Genomic DNA, 20,388 nt, shown 5'->3' on the forward strand with positions numbered 1-20,388 from the left:
GTAGTGGTGGATGCCAACCGACCAGGTGCAGGTTCGCCCGCCCGGGCAGGTCGTTGGAGAAACCGGCGGACAACTCCAGCAGCGGCGCCACCGCGCCGTGTACCCGGATGGTGCCCTCGTCCGGAATGAGCACCCCGGCGATCAGCCGCAGCAGGGTGCTCTTGCCGGTGCCGTTGCGCCCGATCACCCCGACGGTCTCGCCGGGCTCGATGGTGAACGACACGTCCCGCAGCGGCCAGAACTGGCCCGGCAACGCGCCACGGGCACCCCGGTGGATGAACAACTCACGCAGCCGCAGTTGGCGGCGACGGTTGCGGACGAACCGGATGCCCAGGCCGTCCGCCTCGATGATCGGCGCGGCCACGTCAGAGCTCCTTGAGCACGGCGGGCTCCAACCGGCGGAACGACCACCAACCGGCGACCAGCACCAGCACGCTGCCGACGACCGTGGTGGCGAGCAGCCGGGCGTCCGGGAACTCGTCCGGGTACCAGATCGCGTGGTGCAGCTGGAAGATCCCGACCAGCGGGTTCAGCTCGTACACCACCTTCAACCAGCCGGGCAGCCCGGACTCCCGGACCAGGCTGAGCGGATAGATGATCGGCGTGGCGTAGAAGAGCACCCGGATGATCAGCCGCATCAGCCGTTCCACGTCGCGCATCAACACGTTCCACGCGGACAGCAGCAGGGCCAGCCCGGTCAACAGGACGCCCTGGACGGCCACCGCCAGCGGCAGGGAGAGCAGCGACCAGCCGGGGTGGATCCGACCGTGCGCCGCGTAGATCACCGCGATGGCGATCAGGATCGGCAGGCCGGCCGCGTACTCGGCGAACCGGCCGGTGACCCGGCCGATCGGAAAGACCTGACGCGGCACGTTCATCGTGGTGATCAGCCGGGACTGGCCGGTCAGCGCGTTCGTCGCCTCACTCAGCGCCGAGCTGGTCCACATCCAGGCAAAGATGCCGGTGATCAGGAACAACGGATACGACCCGGCCGCCTCACCGAGGTGCCGACCGGTGTCCCGGGAGTAGAGCACCCCGAAGACGAACCAGTAGATGGCGCCCATGCCGAGCGGCTCGATCAACGACCAGAAGTAGCCAAGCACCGACTGCTGGTACTTGACCGCGAGATCCCGCCTGACCAGGATGCGCAGCGAGTTGCGGTGCGACCACAACGCCGCGACGCCAGAGGTCACCGCAGCCTCCCGCCTCCTGAAACGGACGACAGGTTAGCAGTCGGTGAACGATTGCCCCGAATCGACCGGACTCAGCACTCGATCACGTTGACGGCCAGACCGCCACGCGCCGTCTCCTTGTACTTGACCTTCATGTCGGCGCCCGTCTCCCGCATGGTCTTGATGACCTTGTCCAGCGACACCTTGTGCACCCCGTCACCGCGCAGCGCCAACCGAGCAGCCGTGATCGCCTTGATGCTAGCCACCGCGTTCCGCTCGATGCAGGGGATCTGCACCAGGCCACCCACCGGGTCACAGGTCAACCCGAGGTTGTGCTCCATCCCGATCTCGGCCGCGTTCTCCACCTGCTCCGGCGTGCCGCCCAGCGCCTCGGCCAGCCCCGCCGCCGCCATCGAGCACGCCGAACCGACCTCACCCTGGCAGCCCACCTCGGCGCCCGAGATCGAGGCGTTCTCCTTGAACAGCACACCGATCGCGCCCGCCGTCAGCAGGAACCGCACCACGCCCTCGTCATCCGCGCCCGGCACGAACCGGGTGTAGTAGTGCAGCACCGCCGGAATGATCCCGGCCGCGCCGTTGGTCGGCGCGGTGACCACCCGGCCGCCCGCGGCGTTCTCCTCGTTGACCGCGAGCGCGAACAGCGTCACCCAGTCCATCGCGTGCAGCGGGTCGACCGTCCCGGCCTCCGCCTCTGCTTCCAGGCCGCGCCGCAGCTCCGCCGCGCGCCGCCGAACCCTCAACCCCCCAGGGAGTACGCCGTCCCGCTCGCACCCGCGCTGCACGCACTCCCGCATCACCCGCCAGATCTCCAGCAGACCGGCCCGGATGTCCGCCTCGCTGCGCCAGGAGCGCTCGTTGGCCAGCATCACCTCGCTGATCGACAGCCCGGTGCGAGTGGTGACGTCCAGGAGCTGCGCCCCGGTCAGGAAGGGGTACCGCACCACCGTGCTGTCCGGCTTGATCCGGTCCGCCCCGGCCGCCGCCTCGTCCACCACGAACCCGCCACCGACGGAGTAGTAGGTGCGGCTGCGCAGCTCGGCACCCGCCCCGTCGTACGCCACGAAGGTCATCCCGTTCGGGTGGTACGGCAGCGACCGGCGGCGGTGCAGCGTCAGGTCCCGATCCGGGTCAAAGTCGATCTCGTGCGCGTCGAGGATGTTGAGCCGCCGCTCGGCCCGGATCCGCTCGACCCGAGGACCGACGGTGTCCGTGTCGACCGTCTCCGGCGACTCGCCGGACAACCCGAGCAGCACCGCCGGACCGCTGCCGTGCCCGTGCCCGGTGGCACCCAACGAGCCGAACAGCTCAGCCTGCACCCGTGCCGTGTCGGTGAGCAGCCCGTCGGCCTTCAGCCCGCCAACGAACGTACGCGCGGCCCGCATCGGCCCGACCGTGTGCGAGCTGGACGGCCCGATACCGACGCTGAAGAGGTCGAAAACACTGATCATGGCTGCGCTTCCTCGCCGTCGTCCCGGCGTACGGGACCCGGCCGGGTCGTGACCGCCGGTCTGGCGGCCCCGCTCGTGACCGTCCGGGGTATGGGTGCCGGCCCTCCGGGGTGTGGAAGGCCGATCAGCCAGCCTACCCGCCCAGCTCACCGCCCATCCGGTCCGGGACGTGAACACCCGACCACCGTCCCCCACCCCCGCGCGCCGCGCCGCGCCGCGCCGCGCATGATCGCGCTCGATCCAGGATGTAGTGGCCTCGAAGCAACCGGATGGCCCTATTTCCTGGATTGAGCGCGATCATGAGGGCGGGTGTCGAGCGCGATCATGGACGGTTGTCGCATAGTGGCGGGGCGGCGCGCGGTGGTGGGTCAGCGCAGCGAGGCGCGGGCCGAGAAGGCGATGCTGGCCAGCAGGAAGCCACCGTTGACGATCGTGAAGGCGACCATCACCCAGAGGACCAGCGCGGGGGCCACGGCGAGCACCAGGGCGGCCACGAAGACCACCGCGCCGTAGTCGCGGACCAGCTTCACCAGGCGCACCGGCAGCGAGGTCGAGGTGACCATGCTGGCCGCGTTCGGGCCGGCCTGCATCACCGACGTCACCAGGTTGACCATCCAGGTGCCCGCGAAGGTCGCCACGAGCCAGGTCGGCGTGGACGGCTCCTGCGCCACGGCGGTGGCGGCCAGGGCTGCCACCAGGGCGATCTGCGCGGCCACGTCGCAGAGCACGTCGACGCGGGCGCCGGCCGCGCTGCCCTGGCCGGTCACCCGGGCCAGCTGCCCGTCCGCGCAGTCCAGGGAGTACGCCACCTGCCAGCCGAGCAGGGCGAGCAGACCGACCACCCAGGCCGGTACGTCCCCGGCGGCGACCGGGCCGGCGAGTGCCACCACGGTGACCGAGGTGGCCAGCCCGAGCACGAGGTTGGTGATGGTCAACGCGGTCGGTCGCAGGCCGAGCCGCTGGGCGACGAGCGCGAAGACGGCCCCCAGCCACTGGCTGATCGACTCGCTGAACAGGCCGCCGCCCCGGTTCACCCGGTGGAAGTCGGCGACGGTGGGACGGGGGTCAGCCAAGCTGGTCGCGGATTGCACCGGCGTAGTCTGCCAGCCGTTCCCGGGTCTCGGTAGGCGACAGTGCCAGGTGTTCGAGGATGGTGTACCGGTCCGGCCGGGTACGTGGCGCGAACTGCACCGCCTCGATGAACTGGTCGTCGGTCAGCGCCACCTCGGCGGGGAGCCGGGGCAGACCGTGCCGGGCGAGGCAGGCCGACATCTCCCGGAAGCGGCGGAGGTCTCCGCGCAGCCAGGTGCAGAACAGCGCGCCCAGCCCGGCCAGCTCGCCGTGCGAGGCGGTCCCCGGAAAGAGCGAGTCGACCGCGTGCATGATCTCGTGGCAGCCGCCGCTGCACGGACGGCTGGTGCCGTCGACCGCCATCGCCAGGCCGCTGGAGATCAGCGCCTCGGCGAGGACGATCACGAAGGCGTCGTCGCTCATGTCGCCGGGGTGGTTGAGCACCGCCTCGGCGCCCGCTCGCGAGAGCGAGGCGGCCAGCCCGTCGACCGGCTCGCCGCGTACCTGCCGGGACAGCTCCCAGTCGGCCAGCGCGCTGATGTTGCTGATCACGTCACCGATGCCGGCCCGGTTGTGCCGGTCCGGGCCGCTCTCCACGAAGTCCAGGTCGACGATCACCCCGATCGGGATGTGGACGCCGTAGGAGCCCTTGATCCCGTCGGTGATCAGGCTGGCCACCGGGGAGGCGATCCCGTCGTTGGCGAGGCTGGTCGCCACCGACACCATCGGCAGCCCTCGGCGGGTGGCCGCGTACTTGGCCACGTCTATGGTCTTGCCGCCGCCGATGCCGACGACCGCGTCGTACGACCGGGCGCGGAGTTTGCCGCCCAGGTCGTCGGCGGCGTCCAGCGTCCCGCCGGAGACGGTGAAGACGTCCGCCGAGCGCAGCGACGGTCGGATCAGCTCCGCGATCTGGGCGCCCTGACCCGGGCCGACCACCACCGCGACGTCGCCTCCGGAGGAGATCCGCCCGTCGGCCAGGATCGCGCCCAGGTCGGCGACCGCCCCGCGTCGCACGTCGATGTGCAGCGGGGTGAGGACGCTCCGAGCTAGTAGCGGCACGCGATCTCCCGCGCGCGGGCCAGGTCGGCGTGGTTGTCGACCTCGACCCACGGGACGTCGCCGATCGGCGCCGCCCGCACCTCCCCGCCCCGGTCGGAGAACTCCTGGTAGCCGTCCTCGTAGTAGAGGTTCGGGTCCCGTCGCCAGGTCGCCTCCAGCGCGTCGGCGAGGGCGTCGGCGACCTGCGGCTCGATCAGCGTGGCGCCGATGTACTCCCCGTACGCCTCGCCCGGGTCCATCAGCTTGGTGATCCGGGTGAGCTGGCCGGCGGCGTCGAAGGTGGTCTTCATCTCCTCCTCGGCCAGCGGCTTGAGGGTGTCCACGGCGAGCAGGATGCCCGGGCCGCGCTCGGCGAGCAGGGTCTTCTCCACGCTCACCGGGTGCACGGTGTCCCCGTTGACCAGCAGCACGCCGCGCGCGAAGTACTCCCGGGCGAGCCAGAGCGAGTAGGCGTTGTTCCACTCCTCGGCCTTGTCGTTGTGCACCAGGGTGAGGGTGACCCCGTACCGCTTCTCCAGGTCGGCCTGCCGCTCGCGGACCGCGTCCGCCGCGTAGCCGACGACGATCACGATGTCGGTGAGCCCGACCTCGGCGAGGTTGCCCAGCGCGATGTCCAGGATCGTCGTCTCACCGTCCACCGGCACCAACGCCTTGGGCAGGGTGTCGGTGTACGGGCGCAGCCGTCGTCCCGCTCCGGCCGCGAGCACCATTCCGATCATCGCGACATCCTCCCTCGTCCTGCTCCCGTCACCGCTGGAGGATAGCGCCGGCTGGGCGTGCCGCTCCGGCCAACCGGGTCAGCCGGGCAATGCCGCCAGGTCGGCGAGCATGGTGAGGCGCTCCTCCGCGCTGAGCGCGGCGTACGGGGCGGCGGCCCGCCGGTCGGTCTCCAGTTCGATGGCGAGCCGCTCGGGACCGGTCGGCAGGGCGGCGATGCTCGACGCGGTGTGCCCGGCGGCGGCCCAGGCGGCGGCGTGCGCGTCGGCCCGGTGGTATCGCAGCGTGCCGAGCCGGTTGAGCAGCAGCACGCCCGACGGGGTGCCGTCCGGCTCGTACGGGGGCGCCAGCGCGGCGAAGGCCGAGCCGCCCCGGTCACCCTCCTCGTCGGCCAGCACCAGGGCGTACGACAGCAGGCGGCCGAGCATTGCCACCAGCCGGTCCACCCGGTCGTCGTGCCCGACCCACAACTCCTCGGTGACCTCGGCGTGCACCTGGTACAGCTCGGCCAGGAAGGCGGCGCCACGCTCGGTGGCGGAGAGGGCGCCGTCCGGGCCGCGGTAGATCATCCCGTGTGCCACCTGCTTGTCCACGGTCCGACGGCAGACGACCGGGTCCTGGTAGCGGGTGATCGCCGCGAACCCGGGCCCGTCGACAGTGCCGCCGGGTGCGGCCAGCCGGGTGCGCAGGTCGACCAGGAAGCCGGTCGCCGTCACTCCGCCGTAGCGCTGGGACAACTCGGCGCCGCCACCGTCGCGGCCGGCCAGCATGCCGGCGCGGAAGGTCCGGTCCACGGCCGGTGCGAGCAGCCCGGCGATCCGGTGCGGCGCGAGCGCGACGGTGTTCACAGTCCGATCGACCGCAGGACGGCGAAGCCCTCCTCCGCGATCCGTCGGATCAGCCCGTCGTTGACGTCGCGGTGCTCGTCGAGCAGGGTCACCTCGTGCTCGGCCAGCCAGCGGTACTCGGTGTGCTTGCCGGCCTCCAGCGTCGGGCGGTCGAGGTCACCGTCGACGCGGACCAGGAAGTCGTACTCGGTGCGGGCCAGGCCGTCGTCGCCGACGTAGCTGTACTCGCCCACCTGGCCCAGGACGTGGGAGAGGACCCAGCCGGTCTCCTCGGTGATCTCCCGGCGTAGGGCCTCGTCGATGTCCTCACCCGGCTCCAGGTGGCCGCCGACGATGTCCCAGCAGTTGGGAAACAGGCGTCGGTGTGGTGAGCGGCGCTGAAAGAAGATGCGGCCGTCATGGTCGACGATCAGCGCGCCGGCGCAGCGCAGGGGCTCGGTGGACACCATCCGACAGTAGCCAGCGCCCGCAGCTTGTGCGATGCCGCTCTTGTCCCGGAAACATCCACCGACCACCATGTCCGTACCGAATGCCACCGTCCCAAAGGGGTGATGCGTGATGCAGGTACGGGATGCGATGTCCAGCCAGGTCCTCGTCGTCGGTCCGGAGCACACGCTCCGCCAGGCGGCCCGGATGATGTCGGCCCGCGGTGTCGGGTCGGCGGTCGTGATCGACCCGGATTCCGAGGGCGTGGGGATCATGACCGAACGCGACGTGTTGAAGGCCATCGGCGCCGGCCTGGACTGCGACGTGGAACGCACCGGCGCCCACCTGACCTGGGACGTGGTCTACGCGGGGCCGGAGTGGACGGTGGCCGAGGCCGCCGCCGCGATGGCCCGGGGCGGGTTCCGGCACCTGGTGGTGCTGGACGGCCGGGAGGTGGCCGGCGTGATCTCCGTCCGGGACATCATGCGGGTCTGGTCGGAGAGTCAGGCCGCCAATGCGGTCTGATCCGGGGTGAACCGGGCAGCGACAGTGCATTGATCCACTCCGATGAAACTGGTTCGGCGGAAATACAATGGAGGGTCCGTCGAAGCTGAGGAGTCGGTCGATGACGTCACCTGTTCAGCGCGAGGGAGTGGCCAAAAAGATCATCGCCGGTTGCTTCAAGATCCTGTTCCCGAGCGCCGAGGCGAGAATCCAGGGCATCGAGGACGTCGTTGGTGCAATCGGAAAACTGGACGCCGACAGCCTTGAGGGCAAGGCGCTACCCAGGCGGCTCGCCGACGCGGCTGACCGCATCGCCGACCGACTCGGGCGCATCGAGTCAATTGAGTACGCCGGCCTGGACGCCGCCGAGCGTCGTCTCGCGGTGCAGGGCGTGGAAGAGGCACTGACCAAGTTCAGTCCGAGCAAGAGTCGGATCCTCCAGGAGGCCATCACCACCGAACAGCTCCGTTCCGCACTCGCGCCAGCCGCCGAGCGCCGCTGGCGGACCGACGGTCTGGGTGAGAAGGCGGTCTCCTACGGCAGGCTGTACCTCACCGAGTCGGCCGCGTACGTCTCGGCGCTGGTCCGCGACCTGCCCGGCTTCGACAGCGACGTCGCCTGGGAGACGTACGTGGCTACCCGGCGAATCGACGCGATGCTGGAGCGCGGGATCACAAGCGTGGTGCTGCCGAAGTTCCGGCCAGGGCTGGCCGAGGAGATGAGCCGGTTCGAGGCCGGCTACCGCTCGGACGTGGCGAGCACGTACAGGTACGCCGATCTGTTCGGCCTGAACCTGCCGATCGAGTTGCGCCGCCATCCGGTCGACGTGGCGTACATCCGGCTCCGGGCCTCGGCGTTCCCCGGTGCCGGGGGTCAGGCGACCGCAGAGGGGAGCCCGGCCGTCGACGCCGCCCTGGGTCGCATCGCCACGGCGCGGGAGCGGGGACGGGGGGCGCGGGTGCTGCTTACCGGATCGGCTGGGTCGGGCAAGACCACGATCAGCCAGTGGTTGGCCATCAGCACGGCTCAGCGCCAGCTCCCGGAGTCCATGGCGAGCTGGTCTGAATGCGTACCGTTCGTCGCCCAGCTGCGCTACGCGTTCGTTCCTGGCCGCGAGCCGAACTACGAGGACCTGATCCGAGCAGCCGCTTGGCGCGGCTCGGACGTGCCGGGATCGTGGGTGCGTGACTGTCTTGACCGTGGCGAGGCGGTCGTGCTCTTCGACGGTTTCGACGAGCTGTCGCACCACGACAAGTTACGGGCGTACGTCTGGCTCGACAAGCTGCTCAGGGCCCATCCGAGGGCGAACTTCATCGTCACGTCCCGGCCCGACAGCCTCGACTACGGGTGGTTCGCCCGCCGGTACTTCGACGGCCTGCAATTGATGCCGATGTCTGAAGGCGAGGCGCGGGAGTGCATCAACCGCTGGTTCCACGTACTGATCAGCGGCACCGCTGCGGCCAACAAGGTCAACGAATACCGGGAGCAGCACCGGCAGCTCATCTTCGACTTCCAGAACCGTCCCACCGTGCGCGACCTGAGCGAGACCCCCCTGCTGTGCGCCATGCTCTGCGCCTTCTATGCGCACAAGCTCTCGGATTCCGCTCCGGAGAGCCGCGCCGACCTCTACCAGCGGGTGGTGGAGGCCTTGATCCACTTCCGTGACGACGCGCGGAAGGTCGACCGGAGCGACGAGGGCGGTCTCACCTACCGGCAGAAGCTCGTCCTGCTGGAGGCGATCGCCATGCACATGACTGCGACCTCCACCACGACGATCCGAGTGGAGCCGTTGAGCCGTCTGCGCGATGAGGGGCTCGTGCAGCGCGGCGACCCGGTCGACCTGGACCTGCGGGCCAAGACCGCCCGAGAGATCGTCGCCGAGCAGCTCAACGGCATGGTCTCGGTGCGGGTCCGGGCCGAGGACGCTCTCACGCACCTGCTGTCCCGCAGCATCGTGCTTCAGCGGGTCGCCGACGACCAGGCCCAGTTTGCGCACCGCTCGATCCAGGAATTTCTGACCGGTTGGGCGTACGCCGACGGGCCGATCGAGGACCTCGTGGCGCACGTGCTGGAGCCAGAGTGGCGGCGGGTGATCGTCTTCGCCGCGAGCGCGCCTGTGCAGGAGCGTGCGGTTTCCGCTCTGGTCGGGGCGATCTTGGACGTGGCCGAGATGTCCATGGAGAACCGTCGGGACCTGCTCCTGCTGGCGGCCGAGTGCCTCACCGCCGCCGGTCGGGTCAGCCAGTCGGTCGCACGGCGGGCGTCCTCGATGATCGAGGAGGTGCTGCCACCCCGGTCGCTGGAGGAGGCCCGTTCCCTGACGGGCCTGGGTGAGGAGCTGCTCAGTTGGCTGGACGGTCACCACCAGCGGTCACCGGAGGTGGTCAGTGCCTGCATCGCGGCGGCGGCCCGGGTCGGCGGGCCAGCGGCGATGAAGATCCTCGCGCGTTATGCCGTGTCCCCGATCGCCACGTCCGTCGTACCAGCTCTTCTCGCCGCATGGGACCGTTTCGACGCCGAGCTGTACGCCCAGCAGGTGCTGGCGCCACTTCAACTCGGCGACCACGAGGTGGCTGTCCGGACACGGCCACAGCTTGAGGCGCTGAAGCATGTGACGTCGGCCCGGGCGGTGCGGGTCACGATCGACGGAGAGTTGGCCGACCTGTCCGGCCTGGCCAAGCTCGACAAGCTGCAGGAACTCGACTGCTCCCAGCTGACCGGGCTGCGCAGCACGGCAGGGCTGGGGGCGCTGTCCACGCTGCGGCGACTCAACCTCACCGGCTGCCACCACGTGAGTGATCTCGCGGATCTGGCGCAACTGCCGAACCTGGCCGAGGTCCATCTGGTCGATTGCGTCGCGGTCCCGCCTGAGCAGGTGGAAGCGTTGGCGGGGCGGAGTTCACTGCGGGTTCTGGTGCTCGACGGATGCCGGCAGGTCTATGAATTTGCCTGGATCTCCCGGCTCGACGGACTTCGGACCCTCTCGTTGGACTCATGTCAAGTCACTGACCTGGACTTCTGCTCGTCCCTCGGCAATCTGCGCACCCTGCGGGTCCGTTCGCTTGATGGGGTGAACAGCATCAGCGGGGTCGCGGGCTGTGTCAGCCTTCGCCGCCTCAACGTGGTCTTTGCTTCCACTCGTCGCGCCCCGTTACCTCCGCTGTCGGTGACCCTGCGCGAGATCGAGTTGGGTGGTCCGGTCTATGTCTCCGACGTGATGTCGCTTGCCCAGGCCGGCGGCCTCCAGGTGCTGCGTACAGGCGGAATCCGGGATTTGACCGACCTCGGTCAGCTACCCCGGCTTCCGTCGCTGACCCATCTCGTGCTGCCCAACTGCGAACTGCTGGCGCAGCCGACCGCTCCACTGAAGGATCTCGCCGCGCTGGAGGTGCTCGACCTGAGCAACTCCGGGATCCACACGTTGGACTTTCTCCGGAACCAGTCACGGCTTCGTAGGTTGTACCTCAACCGGTGTCATCGCCTCAGCGACATCAGCGCGCTCGGTGATCTGCCGATGCTGGAGTACGTGAGCATGGCCGGCGGGGTGGCCGGGGTGTCCCTCGACATGATCGAGGAGCTTCGGGGCCGGGCGGGGCAGCGATTGATCATCGAGCACGACCCGCTGGACGACCCGTTCGCCGTCACCGACTACCTCGGTGCCTAGTCTCCGGTCGGTAGGGGTGTGGCAGCGGGATCGATGGGTACATCTTTCTGCGGGCGCGGAGATGCCGTGGCCCGTGGGGGAGGTCCCGATGCGCGACGCGGAGCGGCTGGTCGAGCAGCAGTACGCCATGCTCCTGCGCCGGGACGTGGCCCGGCTGCCGGATCTCTACGCCCCGGAGGCGTTCTACGCCATGCCGGGTGTGACGGTCCGTCCGATCGAGCTGCCCGCGCTGCTGCGCACCTGGACCGGCGCCTTCCCGGACCTTCGGGTCGACCCGATGGGCGCGGTCCGCACGGGCGGCGGCGCCGCGGTCGAGCTGCGGCTGACCGGCACCCACGCCGGCACCCTGCACTCGCCGTACGGCACCGTCGCGCCCACCGGGCGCCTGGTGAGCTGGGAGGTGGCCGACGTGGTCCGGGCCCGCAAGGGTCGGATCACCGCCTGGCGCTCCTACTTCGACTGGAGCCAGCTCCTCGACGCGCTCGGCGTGCAGCTGGAGGGACTTTCCCGGGCCGCGCAGCACGACGCGCTAGCCCTTCCGGTCTGATCTGCCGCCGACCGGTGGAGTGGGGTCACCCGACCCGGTGGCTCAGGATGCGGACATCGCCGTGCCGTCCGCGCGTCCCCTGCCGCCGCCCGTACGCTCAACATCCATGACCGCCGAGCAGTTGATCTCCTTTGCCCGTGGGGCTCCCTCGCTGGACATCGTCGATGTCGAGGGGCTCAAGGCCGCCGCCGTCCGCGCCTTCGACGCCGACCCCGCGGGGGTGACGGCGTACGGCACCTCTGTCGGGTACCTTCCGCTGCGAAAGTGGATCGCCGAGAAGCACGGGGTCGAGGCCGACCAGGTGCTGGTCACCAACGGGTCGCTCCAGGCCGACGCGTTCCTCTTCGACCACCTGGTCCGCCCCGGCGACGCGGTGGTGGTGGAACGCCCGACGTACGACCGGACGCTGCTCAACCTCCAGCGGATGGGCAGCGAGCTGCACGGCGTCGCGGTCCAGCCGGATGGCCTGGACACTGCCGAGCTGCGCAAGCTGCTGGAGTCCGGGGTTCGGCCCCGGCTCGCGCACGTCATCCCGAACTACCAGAACCCGGCCGGCATGACGCTCTCCCTGGAGAAGCGCCGGGAGCTGCTCGACCTGGCCGCCGAGTACGAGTTCACGATCTTCGAGGACGACCCGTACGCGGACGTCCGCTTCCGTGGCGAGGCGCTGCCGTCGATGCTCTCGCTGGACACCCGCAACGTGGTGGTGCACGCGTCGAGCTTCACCAAGACGGTCTGCCCGGGGGTGCGGGTCGGCTACCTGGTCGGCCCGGCCGACCTGATCGCCTCCATCGCGAAGAACGCGACAAGCCTCTACATCTCCCCCGGGATGGTGTCCCAGGCGATCGTGCACCAGTTCTGTGTCTCCGGCGACATCGACCGCTCGATCGAGACGGTCCGGGCGGCGCTGGGCGAGCGGTCCCAGGTGCTCGCCGAGTCGTTGCGCCGGCACCTGCCGCCGGCGCGGTTCGTGGAGCCCGACGGTGGCTACTTCCTCTGGGTGGAGTTCCCGGAGGACGTGCTTGTCGACCGGCTCGCCCCGGCGGCGGCCGAGCGTGGGGTCGCCGTGGTGAAGGGCAGTGACTTCATGCTGGACGGCGGGCGGCACGCTCTCCGACTGGCCTTCTCGGCGGTGACGGCCGACCGGATTGACGAGGGTGTCCGGCGGCTCGCGGAGGCTGTCGAGGCCGTCCGAAGCTGAGCTAACTGTCGGGTTCCTGACAGAACGACGATGCCGGCCGTCCCGGGGCTCCCCTCCGGGCGGCCGGCTGGCCCACAATGCTGCGAGCGTCACCCCGTCAGCCGCGGAGATCACCGCCCGGCCTCCGGGCCGGTCCCGCCCGGGTTGACGCGGCAGCACCACCTCCCGCCCCCACAGGTGCCGGGTGGGCCGTGTCGTCCCCCGCACACCCCCCGATGCGGCCCGGCCCGCCCGGCGCCGCCCCCCGCGCGACCGCCGTCACACCGGTCCTCGACCGCAGTCGGCGTAGCCTGCAAGCCGCAGCTGAGCGCGGGAGGTGACGCGATGACGGATCGGACAGAGCGGGACCGGACGGCACCGTCGACCACCGGTCGGGTGTTGCGACCTCGGGCGTGGCCCTCCCCGGTCCGGGCGATGACCCGGATCCTCAACGCCGACGGCTCGCCGCCCGTGTCGGCCCCGGCGGGCACGGGCACCGGCCGCAGCGCGGTGGTCGACTGCGCGCTCTACGTCGACGGCAAGCGGCAGCCCGGCGACTGGACGTACGCGGAGGCGCTGGCCGCGGCCCGCCGTGAGGAGCACGGCTTCGTCTGGATCGGTCTGCACCAGCCGGAGCTGGCCGAGATGACCGCCATCGCGGAGACCTACGGCCTGCACGAGCTGGCGGTCGAGGACGCGGTCAAGGCCGAGCAGCGCCCCAAGCTGGAGCGGTTCGGCGACGTCGTCTTCCTGGTGCTGCGCACCGCCCGGTACTGCGAGCACACCGAGCTGACCGAGAACTCCGAGGTGGTGGAGACCGGGCAGGTGATGCTCTTCATCGGCCCGAACTTCGTGATCAGCGTCCGGCACGGGGATGCCTGCCGACTCGCCCCGATCCGCGCCGACCTGGAGACCAAGCAGGAGTTGCTGCTCCAGGGCCCGTGGGCGGTGGCATACGGGGTGACCGACCGGGTGGTCGACCTCTACCTGGAGGTGGCCGACCAGATCGAGGACGACCTGGACGTGCTGGAGGCGGAGGTCTTCGACCGCCACAGCCATGGTCGGATTCAGCGGATCTACCAGATGAAGCGGGAGCTGGTGGAGTTCAAGCGCGCGGTGGTGCCGTTGCAGCGGCCGCTGATGTCGCTGACCTCGCAGGTCAACCGGGACGTGCCCAAGGAGATCCGCAAGTACTTCCGGGACGTGCAGGACCACCTGAGCCGCACCGTGGAGCAGGTGAACTCCTACGACGACCTGCTGAACTCGATCCTCCAGGCGCGGCTGGCCCAGGTCACCGTCGACCAGAACAACGACATGCGCAAGATCGCCGCCTGGGCCGGCATCGCCGCGGTCTGGACCGCCATCGCCGGCATCTACGGGATGAACTTCGACAACATGCCCGAGCTGAAGATGACGTACGGCTATCCGGTGGTGCTCGCCCTCATGCTCGGCGTGTCGCTGGCCCTCTACCGCTGGTTCCGCCGCAACGGCTGGCTCTGACCGCGAGGCGGAAGCGCCGCCAGTCGGAGGGCGCCACCCGACGCGGAAGCGCCGACGAGTGGGGTAACCCACTCGCCGGCGCCCGATGCGCTGTCGCTGACCTCAGCGGCGGCCGTTGGTGCGGGCCGTGTCCTTGCCCAGTGCCTTGGTCAGGTCGTCGGTCGGCCGGCCGGAGACGTCCGTGGCGCCCTCGGCGACCGACGGGACCTTGTCGGTCGGGCGGACACCGGTCTGCTTGGCCGGGGCGGTGGTGCTGGCGCTGGAGCCGCCGGCAACCGCCGAGCTGCCCGCGCCGGTCATCCCCGCCGCGCCGGTCATGGCGGACCCGTCGGACCCCTTGGCGGCGGACGGCGTACGCACCTCGATCGAGTCGACCTCGTCGCGCATCGGCTCCAGGGTGCTGCGGGTCGGGTCGTACTCGGCCCACTCCTGCTGCTCCCGGCGGCGACGCAGCGCGACCGCGCCGGCCAGGCCGGCGATGGCACCCGCCGCCAACAGGCCGGTCATCATCGAGCCGCGACGGCGCGGCTGCTTCTTCTTACCTGTGATCCGCATGGTCTTCGACTTGGCCTTCCTGGTCAGCGGCCCTGCCTGCGCGGCGCCGTCACGAGCAGCCGCCGCCAGTGGTGCCAGCGTGGTGAGAGTCGTCCCCCAGCCGGTCGACGCGCGGTCGCGTACCTTCGCCGCGGTCGGTCCGACGTAGCCCCGGGCCACCTGGACCCGCGGGCCGACGGTCGCGCCAGCACCCTTCGCGGCGTGGTTGGCTGCCAGCATCAGGTGGTTGATGCTCTGGTTCAGCTCGGCCTTAGCCAACTGCCCCTGGGACTTACGCCGCCCGAATCCAAACACGGTCCTACCTCCTGGGAGTTGTTCCTTCGTCATCCTCCACCTTCGGATGCCTCCGCGATGCCAGATCGGGCACATGGGAGGATCCGCATGGAACTGACCAACGAGTGAGGAGTACCCGTGGCCGAGGCTGTCTACGCCACCTTGCACACCAACGCTGGCCCAATCCGGCTGGAGCTCTTCCCGAACCACGCGCCGAAGACCGTCCGCAACTTCGTCGACCTGGCCGAGGGCAACCGTGAGTACACCGACCCGCGCACCGGTCAGCCGGGCAGTGGTCCGTACTACGACGGCACCATCTCGCACCGGGTGATCAGCGGTTTCATGGTCCAGATGGGCGACCCGACCGGCACCGGTCGGGGCGGACCGGGCTACAAGTTCGCGGACGAGTTCCACCCGGAGCTGCGGTTCGACCGTCCCTACCTGCTGGCGATGGCGAACGCCGGACCGGGCACCAATGGTTCGCAGTTCTTCATCACCGTGTCCCCGACGCCGCACCTCAACAACCGGCACACCATCTTCGGCCAGGTCGCCGACGAGGAGTCGGTGAAGGTCGTGGATTCGATCGCGAACACCCCGACCGGTCCGAGCGACCGTCCGCTGCAGGACGTCGTCATCGAGCGGGTCGAGATCGAGCGGTCCGCTTCCTGAGCGACCGGCGAGGTACCTTTGCTCGCATGATTGAGCGCTCCGGAGCACGGCCGGTGCCGGTGGACCGTGTGGTGTTGGACGGAGGGTCGGCCCGGTGAGCGAGTCTCCGCCGACCACCCCGGTCTGCTACCGGCACCCCGGCCGGGAGACCTACGTCCGGTGCTCCCGCTGTGACCGGCCGATCTGCCCGGACTGCATGCGGGATGCCTCGGTCGGGCACCAGTGCCCGGAGTGCGTCAACGAGGGACGTCGCAGTGTCCGGCCGGCGCGTACCGCCTTCGGCGGCGGTACGGCCGGCCGGCACGGCTATGTCACCAAGGCGCTGATCGCCGTGAACGTGCTGTTCCTGCTGCTCTCCATCGCCTCCGCCCGGGGCGGGGACGCGGCGGTCGGCGGCTCCGGCTTCGGCGGTCTGATGGGTGGCAGCACACCGCTGACCGAGTGGGGTGCGGTGCTCGGCCGGGCCTACCTCTCCGACTACACGCTCGGCGGGATCGCCGAGGGCCAGTGGTACCGACTGGTCACGGCGATGTTCCTGCACTACGGCGTGCTCCACCTGCTGCTCAACATGTGGGCGCTGTGGGTGCTCGGCCGGTCGTTGGAGGCCAGCCTCGGGCGGGTGCGGTTCGCCGCGCTCTACCTGATCGCGGGTCTCGGCGGCAACGTGGCCGCCTACCTGTTCAGCAGCCCGAGGGCGGCCACCGTCGGCGCCTCGACCGCCGTGTTCGGCCTCTTCGCCGCGCTGATCATCATCGAGCGCAGGTTGGGCCGGGACATCTCCCGGATCATCCCGATCCTGGTGATCAACCTGGTGTTCACGCTGGCCGTGCCGGGCATCTCGATCCCCGGGCACCTGGGCGGGCTGGTGGTCGGCGCGCTGATGGCGTTGGTGCTCGCGTACGCGCCGCGGAGTCGGCGGACGCTGGTGCAGGTCGGCGGTGGAGCGATCATCCTGCTGATCCTGCTCGCGCTGGTGCTCTTCCGCACCGCCCAACTGCTCACCTGACAGGGCGGGCGGCCCGCAGCGTGGCGGCCACCTCCTCCGGGGTGGCCCCCAGGTCGTACCGGCCGAACAGGTGCAGTGAGTTGCCCGCGTCGATCTCCAGGGTCTCGCTGGTCAGCCCCAGCCGGGGTCGTCGGTCGACGGCGATCGCCTCGACCGCGGACCAGGGCAGCAGCCGCCGACCCGCGAAGCCGTGGATGACGGTGAGCCCGGCCGGGTCAACCGCCAACCGGACCGGCGCGACCAGGTCACGTACCGCCCAGCCGGCCAGCGCGGCGGCGGCCAGGGCGGCCACCGCCACGCGGACCGGGTCGCCGTCGGCGAAGAGCAGCCCGAGCGCGACGAGCAGGACGGCGCCGGCCAGCTTCGCCGCCGGCAGGCTCGACGGCACTCGCCACTGCCGTACCGGGGAGGTCTCATCCACCCGCCCAGCATGCCAGCGGCCGTCGGATTTCGGCACCTCGTGCGGTTGTGGCCGGACGACCGGTCGATGGACGACGTAGGATCGGGGCAGCCCAAGTTACCGGGGAGTAAACATGAGTGACGCGGTCATCGTCGGCGCGGTACGTACCCCGGTCGGGCGGCGCAAGGGCAGCCTCGCCAGCGTCCACCCGGTCGACCTCTCGGCGCACGTGCTGCGTGCCCTCGCCGAGCGCACCGGGCTCGACCCGGCCCAGGTCGACGACGTCTTCTGGGGCTGCGTGTCCCAGGTCGGCGAGCAGTCCTGGAACATCGCCCGCAACGGCGTGCTCGCCGCCGGCTGGCCCGAGACGGTGCCCGGCACCACCCTGGACCGGCAGTGCGGCTCCAGCCAGCAGGCCCTGCACTTCGCCGCCGCGACGGTGCTCTCCGGCCAGGCCGACCTGGTGGTCGCCGGCGGCGTCGAGTCGATGACCCGGGTGCCGATGGGCTCCAGTGTGGCCGGCGGCATGCCGTTCAGTGACCAGCTGCGCGCCCGCTACCGGGGCGTCGAGGGCTTCGCCGACGACGCGCCGCTGCCGTTCAACCAGGGGGTCGGGGCCGAGCTGATCGCCCAGCGGTGGCGCCTCTCGCGTACCCAGCTGGACGAGTTCGCGCTGGCCAGCCACGAGAAGGCAGCCGCCGCGCAGGACGCCGGCGCATTCGACCCGGAGCTGACCCCGGTGCCGCTCGCCGACGGCGGCAAGTTCGCCGCCGACGAGGGCATCCGCCGGGAGACCTCACTGGAGAAGCTGGGCGAACTGGCCACCCCGTTCCGCGCCGACGGCGTGGTCACCGCCGGCTCCGCGTCCCAGATCTCCGACGGCGCCGCGGCCCTCGCGGTGACCACCTCCGACTGGGCCAGCCGGCACGGCCTGCGCCCGCTGGCCCGGATCCACACCGCCGTGGTCGCCGCCGACGATCCGGTCACCATGCTCACCGCGCCCATCCCGGCCACCGCGAAGGCGCTGCGCCGCGCGGGGCTGGGCATCGAGGAGATCGGGGTGTACGAGGTGAACGAGGCGTTCGCCCCGGTGCCGCTGGCCTGGCTGGCGGAGACCGAGGCGGACCCGGAGCGGCTCAACCCGCGCGGCGGGGCGATCGCCCTCGGGCACCCGCTCGGCGGCTCCGGTGCCCGGATCATGACCACCATGCTCCAGCACATGCGGGACAACGGCATCCGTTACGGCCTGCAGACCATGTGCGAGGGCGGCGGCATGGCCAACGCCACAGTCGTCGAGCTGATCTGAGGACACCGCCGCACGCCGGTCCGGACGGCGGTCACCCGCGCTGGGGCCCGGATGCAGGTGGGGGCGCGAGTCGGCCGTTGGGCATGTGCACGACCCGGAGGAACGCGGGCAGCCGCCACGGCCTCGGCCCGCCGATGACGACGTCGCGCCGCAGCACCGCCTGCGCGATGCTGATCCGGCCGAACATCATCAGGTTGAACCGGGCCGGGCGGAACGTCACGCTCGCGTCGAACGGGGCGTCGGGTGGCGCGATCCGCACCCGGCGGTCGCCCAGGGTCAGCGTCGTCGTCGGCGTGTACCGCGAGCGGAACTGCACCGACACGTGGTGCCGAGGCATCGGCAGCTCGGTGTTGAGCAGCACCCCGTACGTGTCGCGCAGCATGTCGAACATGAACAGGTCCCAGTAGAGCGCGGCGTGCTCGTCCGGCATCGGCCACGCCCGGCGGAGCGCCCGCGCGATGTCCCAACCGTGCACGAGCAGCTCGTTGGTCAGATGGGCGAACAGGCCGCCGACCGTCACCCGCGCGTTGCCCAGCCAACTCACCGTCGAGCGCGGATCGGCCGACGTCGTCAGGAGGCGGCCGACCAGGGTGTTGAGCTGCGTCAGCAGCACCTCCGGGTCGCGCTCGGTGAAGTGGGCGAGCACCTGGGTGTTGACGTCGGCCACCGTGTCCACGTTCGTGGTGGCCAGCAGGTCCTCCAGCCCCGGCACCCGGATGGGGATCTCGGTGCCCTCCAGCCTCGACACGTACAGCACCGCGATCGACGCCACGTGCGCGAGGGTGTCGGCCACGGTCCAGTCGGCGGTCGCCATGACGTCGGGTGAGGGCGCGGCGGCCACCAGGTCGGTGAACCGGTCGGTGGCCGTTCGCAGGGCCGCGTTGGCCACACTCCACCGGTCCGGATCTGCCGCGCCAGTCACACGAACAGCATCGAGCACCCGCCGCGCCGGAACATCTTCGAATGTGCCATCTTCCGGCAGCGGCAGGTCGGGACCGGCGTCAGTGGTTGTAGAACATGGTGGGGAACCACCCGAAGCCGAAGATCGAGGGCACCCGGACGTCCCAGTACACGACTGTGAAGACGCCCAGGGCGATGAGCAGCGCGCCGCTGATCACCATGCTGCGGCGTACGTCGGCGGCGAGCCAGCTGATGAACCGGCCGCGGGTGAGCATGATCAGCAGCGCGAACAACGCGGTGACCACGACGATGTTGCCGAGGGACTGCAGCACGAACGCGGCCGAACCGTACAGCGGGTTGCCGCTGTCGACCGCCCAGTGGAACAGCTTGTTGAACAACGGGTACGGCCGGCCGATGAGGAAGCCGCCGATGAGCGCGCCGAGGGTGATCACCCGTGCGACCGGCCGGTCGGCGAACACGTCCGGCACCGTCCGGATCGCGGCCAGCCCCAGGTAGATGAGGGCCAGTCCGATGACGCCGAACACCACCGACGACTGGATGATGCGTACCGGCACCCCACCCGCGGTGTCGGTGGACAGCTGGGGGAGCCGGTCACCCAGCAGGACCCCGACGAACCCGTACACCGCGGCGACGGCGACCATGCCCAGGGTGAGGTAGCCGACCGGCCGCAGCAGCAGCCGGAGCCGGTCACCGCTGGTGGAGCTTGCCGCGCCGAGCGGCCCGATGGACGCGAGCATCGCGATGTTGCACGCGGTGAACGTGCCGGCGAGGCCCGACACGAACGCGAACACCAGGCCGGCGGCGGTACCGGAGATCGCCGTCGCCTTCGCATCATGGCCGAGGATCCCGCTGGCGACGCTGTCACCGATGACCGAGTCGACGAACTCGTAGGACCAGAGCACCGCCAGCAGGACTCCGGCCGCCACGCTGACCGCGATGATGACGCCGTTGCGTCGTGGACGCTCGGCGGCGGAGGGACGCGCGAAGTCTCGCGTGGCTGTGGTTGGCGTTCCCGTCATAGCTCTACTCCCCGAGCCGATTCGAGCATGATTACTGGGCGCAGCGATAATGTCGCTCAGAGCTTCCTCGGCGCATCTC

At 70.5% G+C, this 20,388-nt stretch carries 19 protein-coding genes and 1 pseudogene; 8 read left to right on the top strand and 12 right to left on the bottom strand.

The window, feature by feature from the left end; genetic code table 11:
• Window positions 1-82 precede the first annotated feature (82 nt).
• The 8 genes and pseudogenes from PSH25_RS34330 to PSH25_RS30645 form a co-directional block, all read right to left on the bottom strand.
• Window positions 83-223 (bottom strand): annotated as a pseudogene (locus PSH25_RS34330) (ATP-binding cassette domain-containing protein); the annotation flags it as partial.
• A gap of 142 nt (window positions 224-365) precedes the next feature.
• Window positions 366-1,193: an ABC transporter permease gene (locus PSH25_RS30615; RefSeq protein WP_238662364.1), complete on the bottom strand. Its 828-nt coding sequence runs from the start codon at window positions 1,191-1,193 to the stop codon at window positions 366-368.
• 71 nt (window positions 1,194-1,264) lie between these two features.
• Entirely contained in the window at window positions 1,265-2,641 is a 1,377-nt protein-coding gene (locus PSH25_RS30620; protein ID WP_238662365.1) for an L-serine ammonia-lyase, read from the bottom strand.
• A gap of 368 nt (window positions 2,642-3,009) precedes the next feature.
• Window positions 3,010-3,732, bottom strand: coding sequence for a CDP-alcohol phosphatidyltransferase family protein (locus tag PSH25_RS30625; protein WP_238662366.1), 723 nt, complete (start codon window positions 3,730-3,732; stop codon window positions 3,010-3,012).
• Window positions 3,707-4,774, bottom strand: coding sequence for an iron-containing alcohol dehydrogenase family protein (locus tag PSH25_RS30630; protein WP_196929021.1), 1,068 nt, complete (start codon window positions 4,772-4,774; stop codon window positions 3,707-3,709). Before PSH25_RS30630 ends, PSH25_RS30625 begins: the two co-directional genes overlap by 26 nt.
• Window positions 4,762-5,493: a phosphocholine cytidylyltransferase family protein gene (locus tag PSH25_RS30635; protein WP_238662367.1), complete on the bottom strand. Its 732-nt coding sequence runs from the start codon at window positions 5,491-5,493 to the stop codon at window positions 4,762-4,764. Before PSH25_RS30635 ends, PSH25_RS30630 begins: the two co-directional genes overlap by 13 nt.
• A 78-nt stretch (window positions 5,494-5,571) precedes the next feature.
• The gene (locus PSH25_RS30640; protein WP_238662368.1) at window positions 5,572-6,339 is read right to left on the bottom strand and encodes a hypothetical protein; all 768 of its coding nucleotides are present in this window, start codon (window positions 6,337-6,339) and stop codon (window positions 5,572-5,574) included.
• On the bottom strand, window positions 6,336-6,788 hold the full coding sequence (locus tag PSH25_RS30645; RefSeq protein ID WP_238662386.1) for an NUDIX hydrolase: 453 nt from the start codon (window positions 6,786-6,788) through the stop codon (window positions 6,336-6,338). Before PSH25_RS30645 ends, PSH25_RS30640 begins: the two co-directional genes overlap by 4 nt.
• Before the next feature lie 109 nt (window positions 6,789-6,897).
• On the opposite strand from PSH25_RS30645, the gene PSH25_RS30650 reads away from it, so the two are divergent.
• The 5 genes from PSH25_RS30650 to corA all read left to right on the top strand — a co-directional run bounded on the left by PSH25_RS30650 (window position 6,898) and on the right by corA (window position 14,160).
• Window positions 6,898-7,290 carry a CBS domain-containing protein gene (locus PSH25_RS30650; protein ID WP_238662369.1) on the top strand — a complete coding sequence of 131 codons (393 nt, stop codon included), beginning with the start codon at window positions 6,898-6,900 and terminating at the stop codon, window positions 7,288-7,290.
• Window positions 7,291-7,390: 100 nt separating this feature from the next.
• On the top strand, window positions 7,391-10,933 hold the full coding sequence (locus tag PSH25_RS30655; RefSeq protein ID WP_238662370.1) for an NACHT N-terminal Helical domain 1-containing protein: 3,543 nt from the start codon (window positions 7,391-7,393) through the stop codon (window positions 10,931-10,933).
• 88 nt (window positions 10,934-11,021) lie between these two features.
• Window positions 11,022-11,480: an ester cyclase gene (locus PSH25_RS30660; protein WP_238662371.1), complete on the top strand. Its 459-nt coding sequence runs from the start codon at window positions 11,022-11,024 to the stop codon at window positions 11,478-11,480.
• Window positions 11,481-11,586: 106 nt separating this feature from the next.
• Complete coding sequence (locus PSH25_RS30665; protein ID WP_238662372.1) at window positions 11,587-12,681, top strand: aminotransferase-like domain-containing protein; 1,095 nt, start codon at window positions 11,587-11,589, stop codon at window positions 12,679-12,681.
• Between the two features lie 324 nt (window positions 12,682-13,005).
• A complete protein-coding gene (gene corA, locus PSH25_RS30670) occupies window positions 13,006-14,160 on the top strand; it encodes a magnesium/cobalt transporter CorA (protein ID WP_238662373.1) in 1,155 nt (384 codons plus the stop codon).
• Window positions 14,161-14,262: 102 nt separating this feature from the next.
• On the opposite strand, the gene PSH25_RS30675 is transcribed toward corA, so the two are convergent.
• On the bottom strand, window positions 14,263-15,042 hold the full coding sequence (locus tag PSH25_RS30675; RefSeq protein WP_238662374.1) for a hypothetical protein: 780 nt from the start codon (window positions 15,040-15,042) through the stop codon (window positions 14,263-14,265).
• Window positions 15,043-15,126: 84 nt separating this feature from the next.
• Between PSH25_RS30675 and PSH25_RS30680 the strand changes: the two genes are divergently transcribed.
• Together PSH25_RS30680 and PSH25_RS30685 are read left to right on the top strand one after the other, a co-directional pair.
• Window positions 15,127-15,657: a peptidylprolyl isomerase gene (locus tag PSH25_RS30680; protein WP_203148254.1), complete on the top strand. Its 531-nt coding sequence runs from the start codon at window positions 15,127-15,129 to the stop codon at window positions 15,655-15,657.
• 94 nt (window positions 15,658-15,751) lie between these two features.
• Entirely contained in the window at window positions 15,752-16,663 is a 912-nt protein-coding gene (locus PSH25_RS30685) for a rhomboid family intramembrane serine protease (RefSeq protein ID WP_238662375.1), read from the top strand.
• On the opposite strand, the gene PSH25_RS30690 is transcribed toward PSH25_RS30685, so the two are convergent.
• Entirely contained in the window at window positions 16,656-17,084 is a 429-nt protein-coding gene (locus tag PSH25_RS30690; RefSeq protein ID WP_238662376.1) for a PH domain-containing protein, read from the bottom strand. The genes PSH25_RS30685 and PSH25_RS30690 overlap by 8 nt on opposite strands.
• A gap of 112 nt (window positions 17,085-17,196) precedes the next feature.
• Here PSH25_RS30690 and PSH25_RS30695 point away from each other — a divergent pair, with 112 nt between their 5' ends.
• A complete protein-coding gene (locus tag PSH25_RS30695) occupies window positions 17,197-18,369 on the top strand; it encodes a thiolase family protein (RefSeq protein ID WP_238662377.1) in 1,173 nt (390 codons plus the stop codon).
• A 31-nt stretch (window positions 18,370-18,400) separates the two neighbouring features.
• On the opposite strand, the gene PSH25_RS30700 is transcribed toward PSH25_RS30695, so the two are convergent.
• Both PSH25_RS30700 and PSH25_RS30705 read right to left on the bottom strand, forming a co-directional pair.
• Window positions 18,401-19,291, bottom strand: coding sequence for a maleylpyruvate isomerase family mycothiol-dependent enzyme (locus PSH25_RS30700; RefSeq protein WP_238662378.1), 891 nt, complete (start codon window positions 19,289-19,291; stop codon window positions 18,401-18,403).
• A gap of 79 nt (window positions 19,292-19,370) precedes the next feature.
• Window positions 19,371-20,309, bottom strand: coding sequence for a hypothetical protein (locus tag PSH25_RS30705; protein WP_238662379.1), 939 nt, complete (start codon window positions 20,307-20,309; stop codon window positions 19,371-19,373).
• Window positions 20,310-20,388: the final 79 nt, after the last annotated feature.

Source organism: Micromonospora foliorum (assembly GCF_022229015.1).
GTDB lineage: Bacteria > Actinomycetota > Actinomycetes > Mycobacteriales > Micromonosporaceae > Micromonospora > Micromonospora foliorum.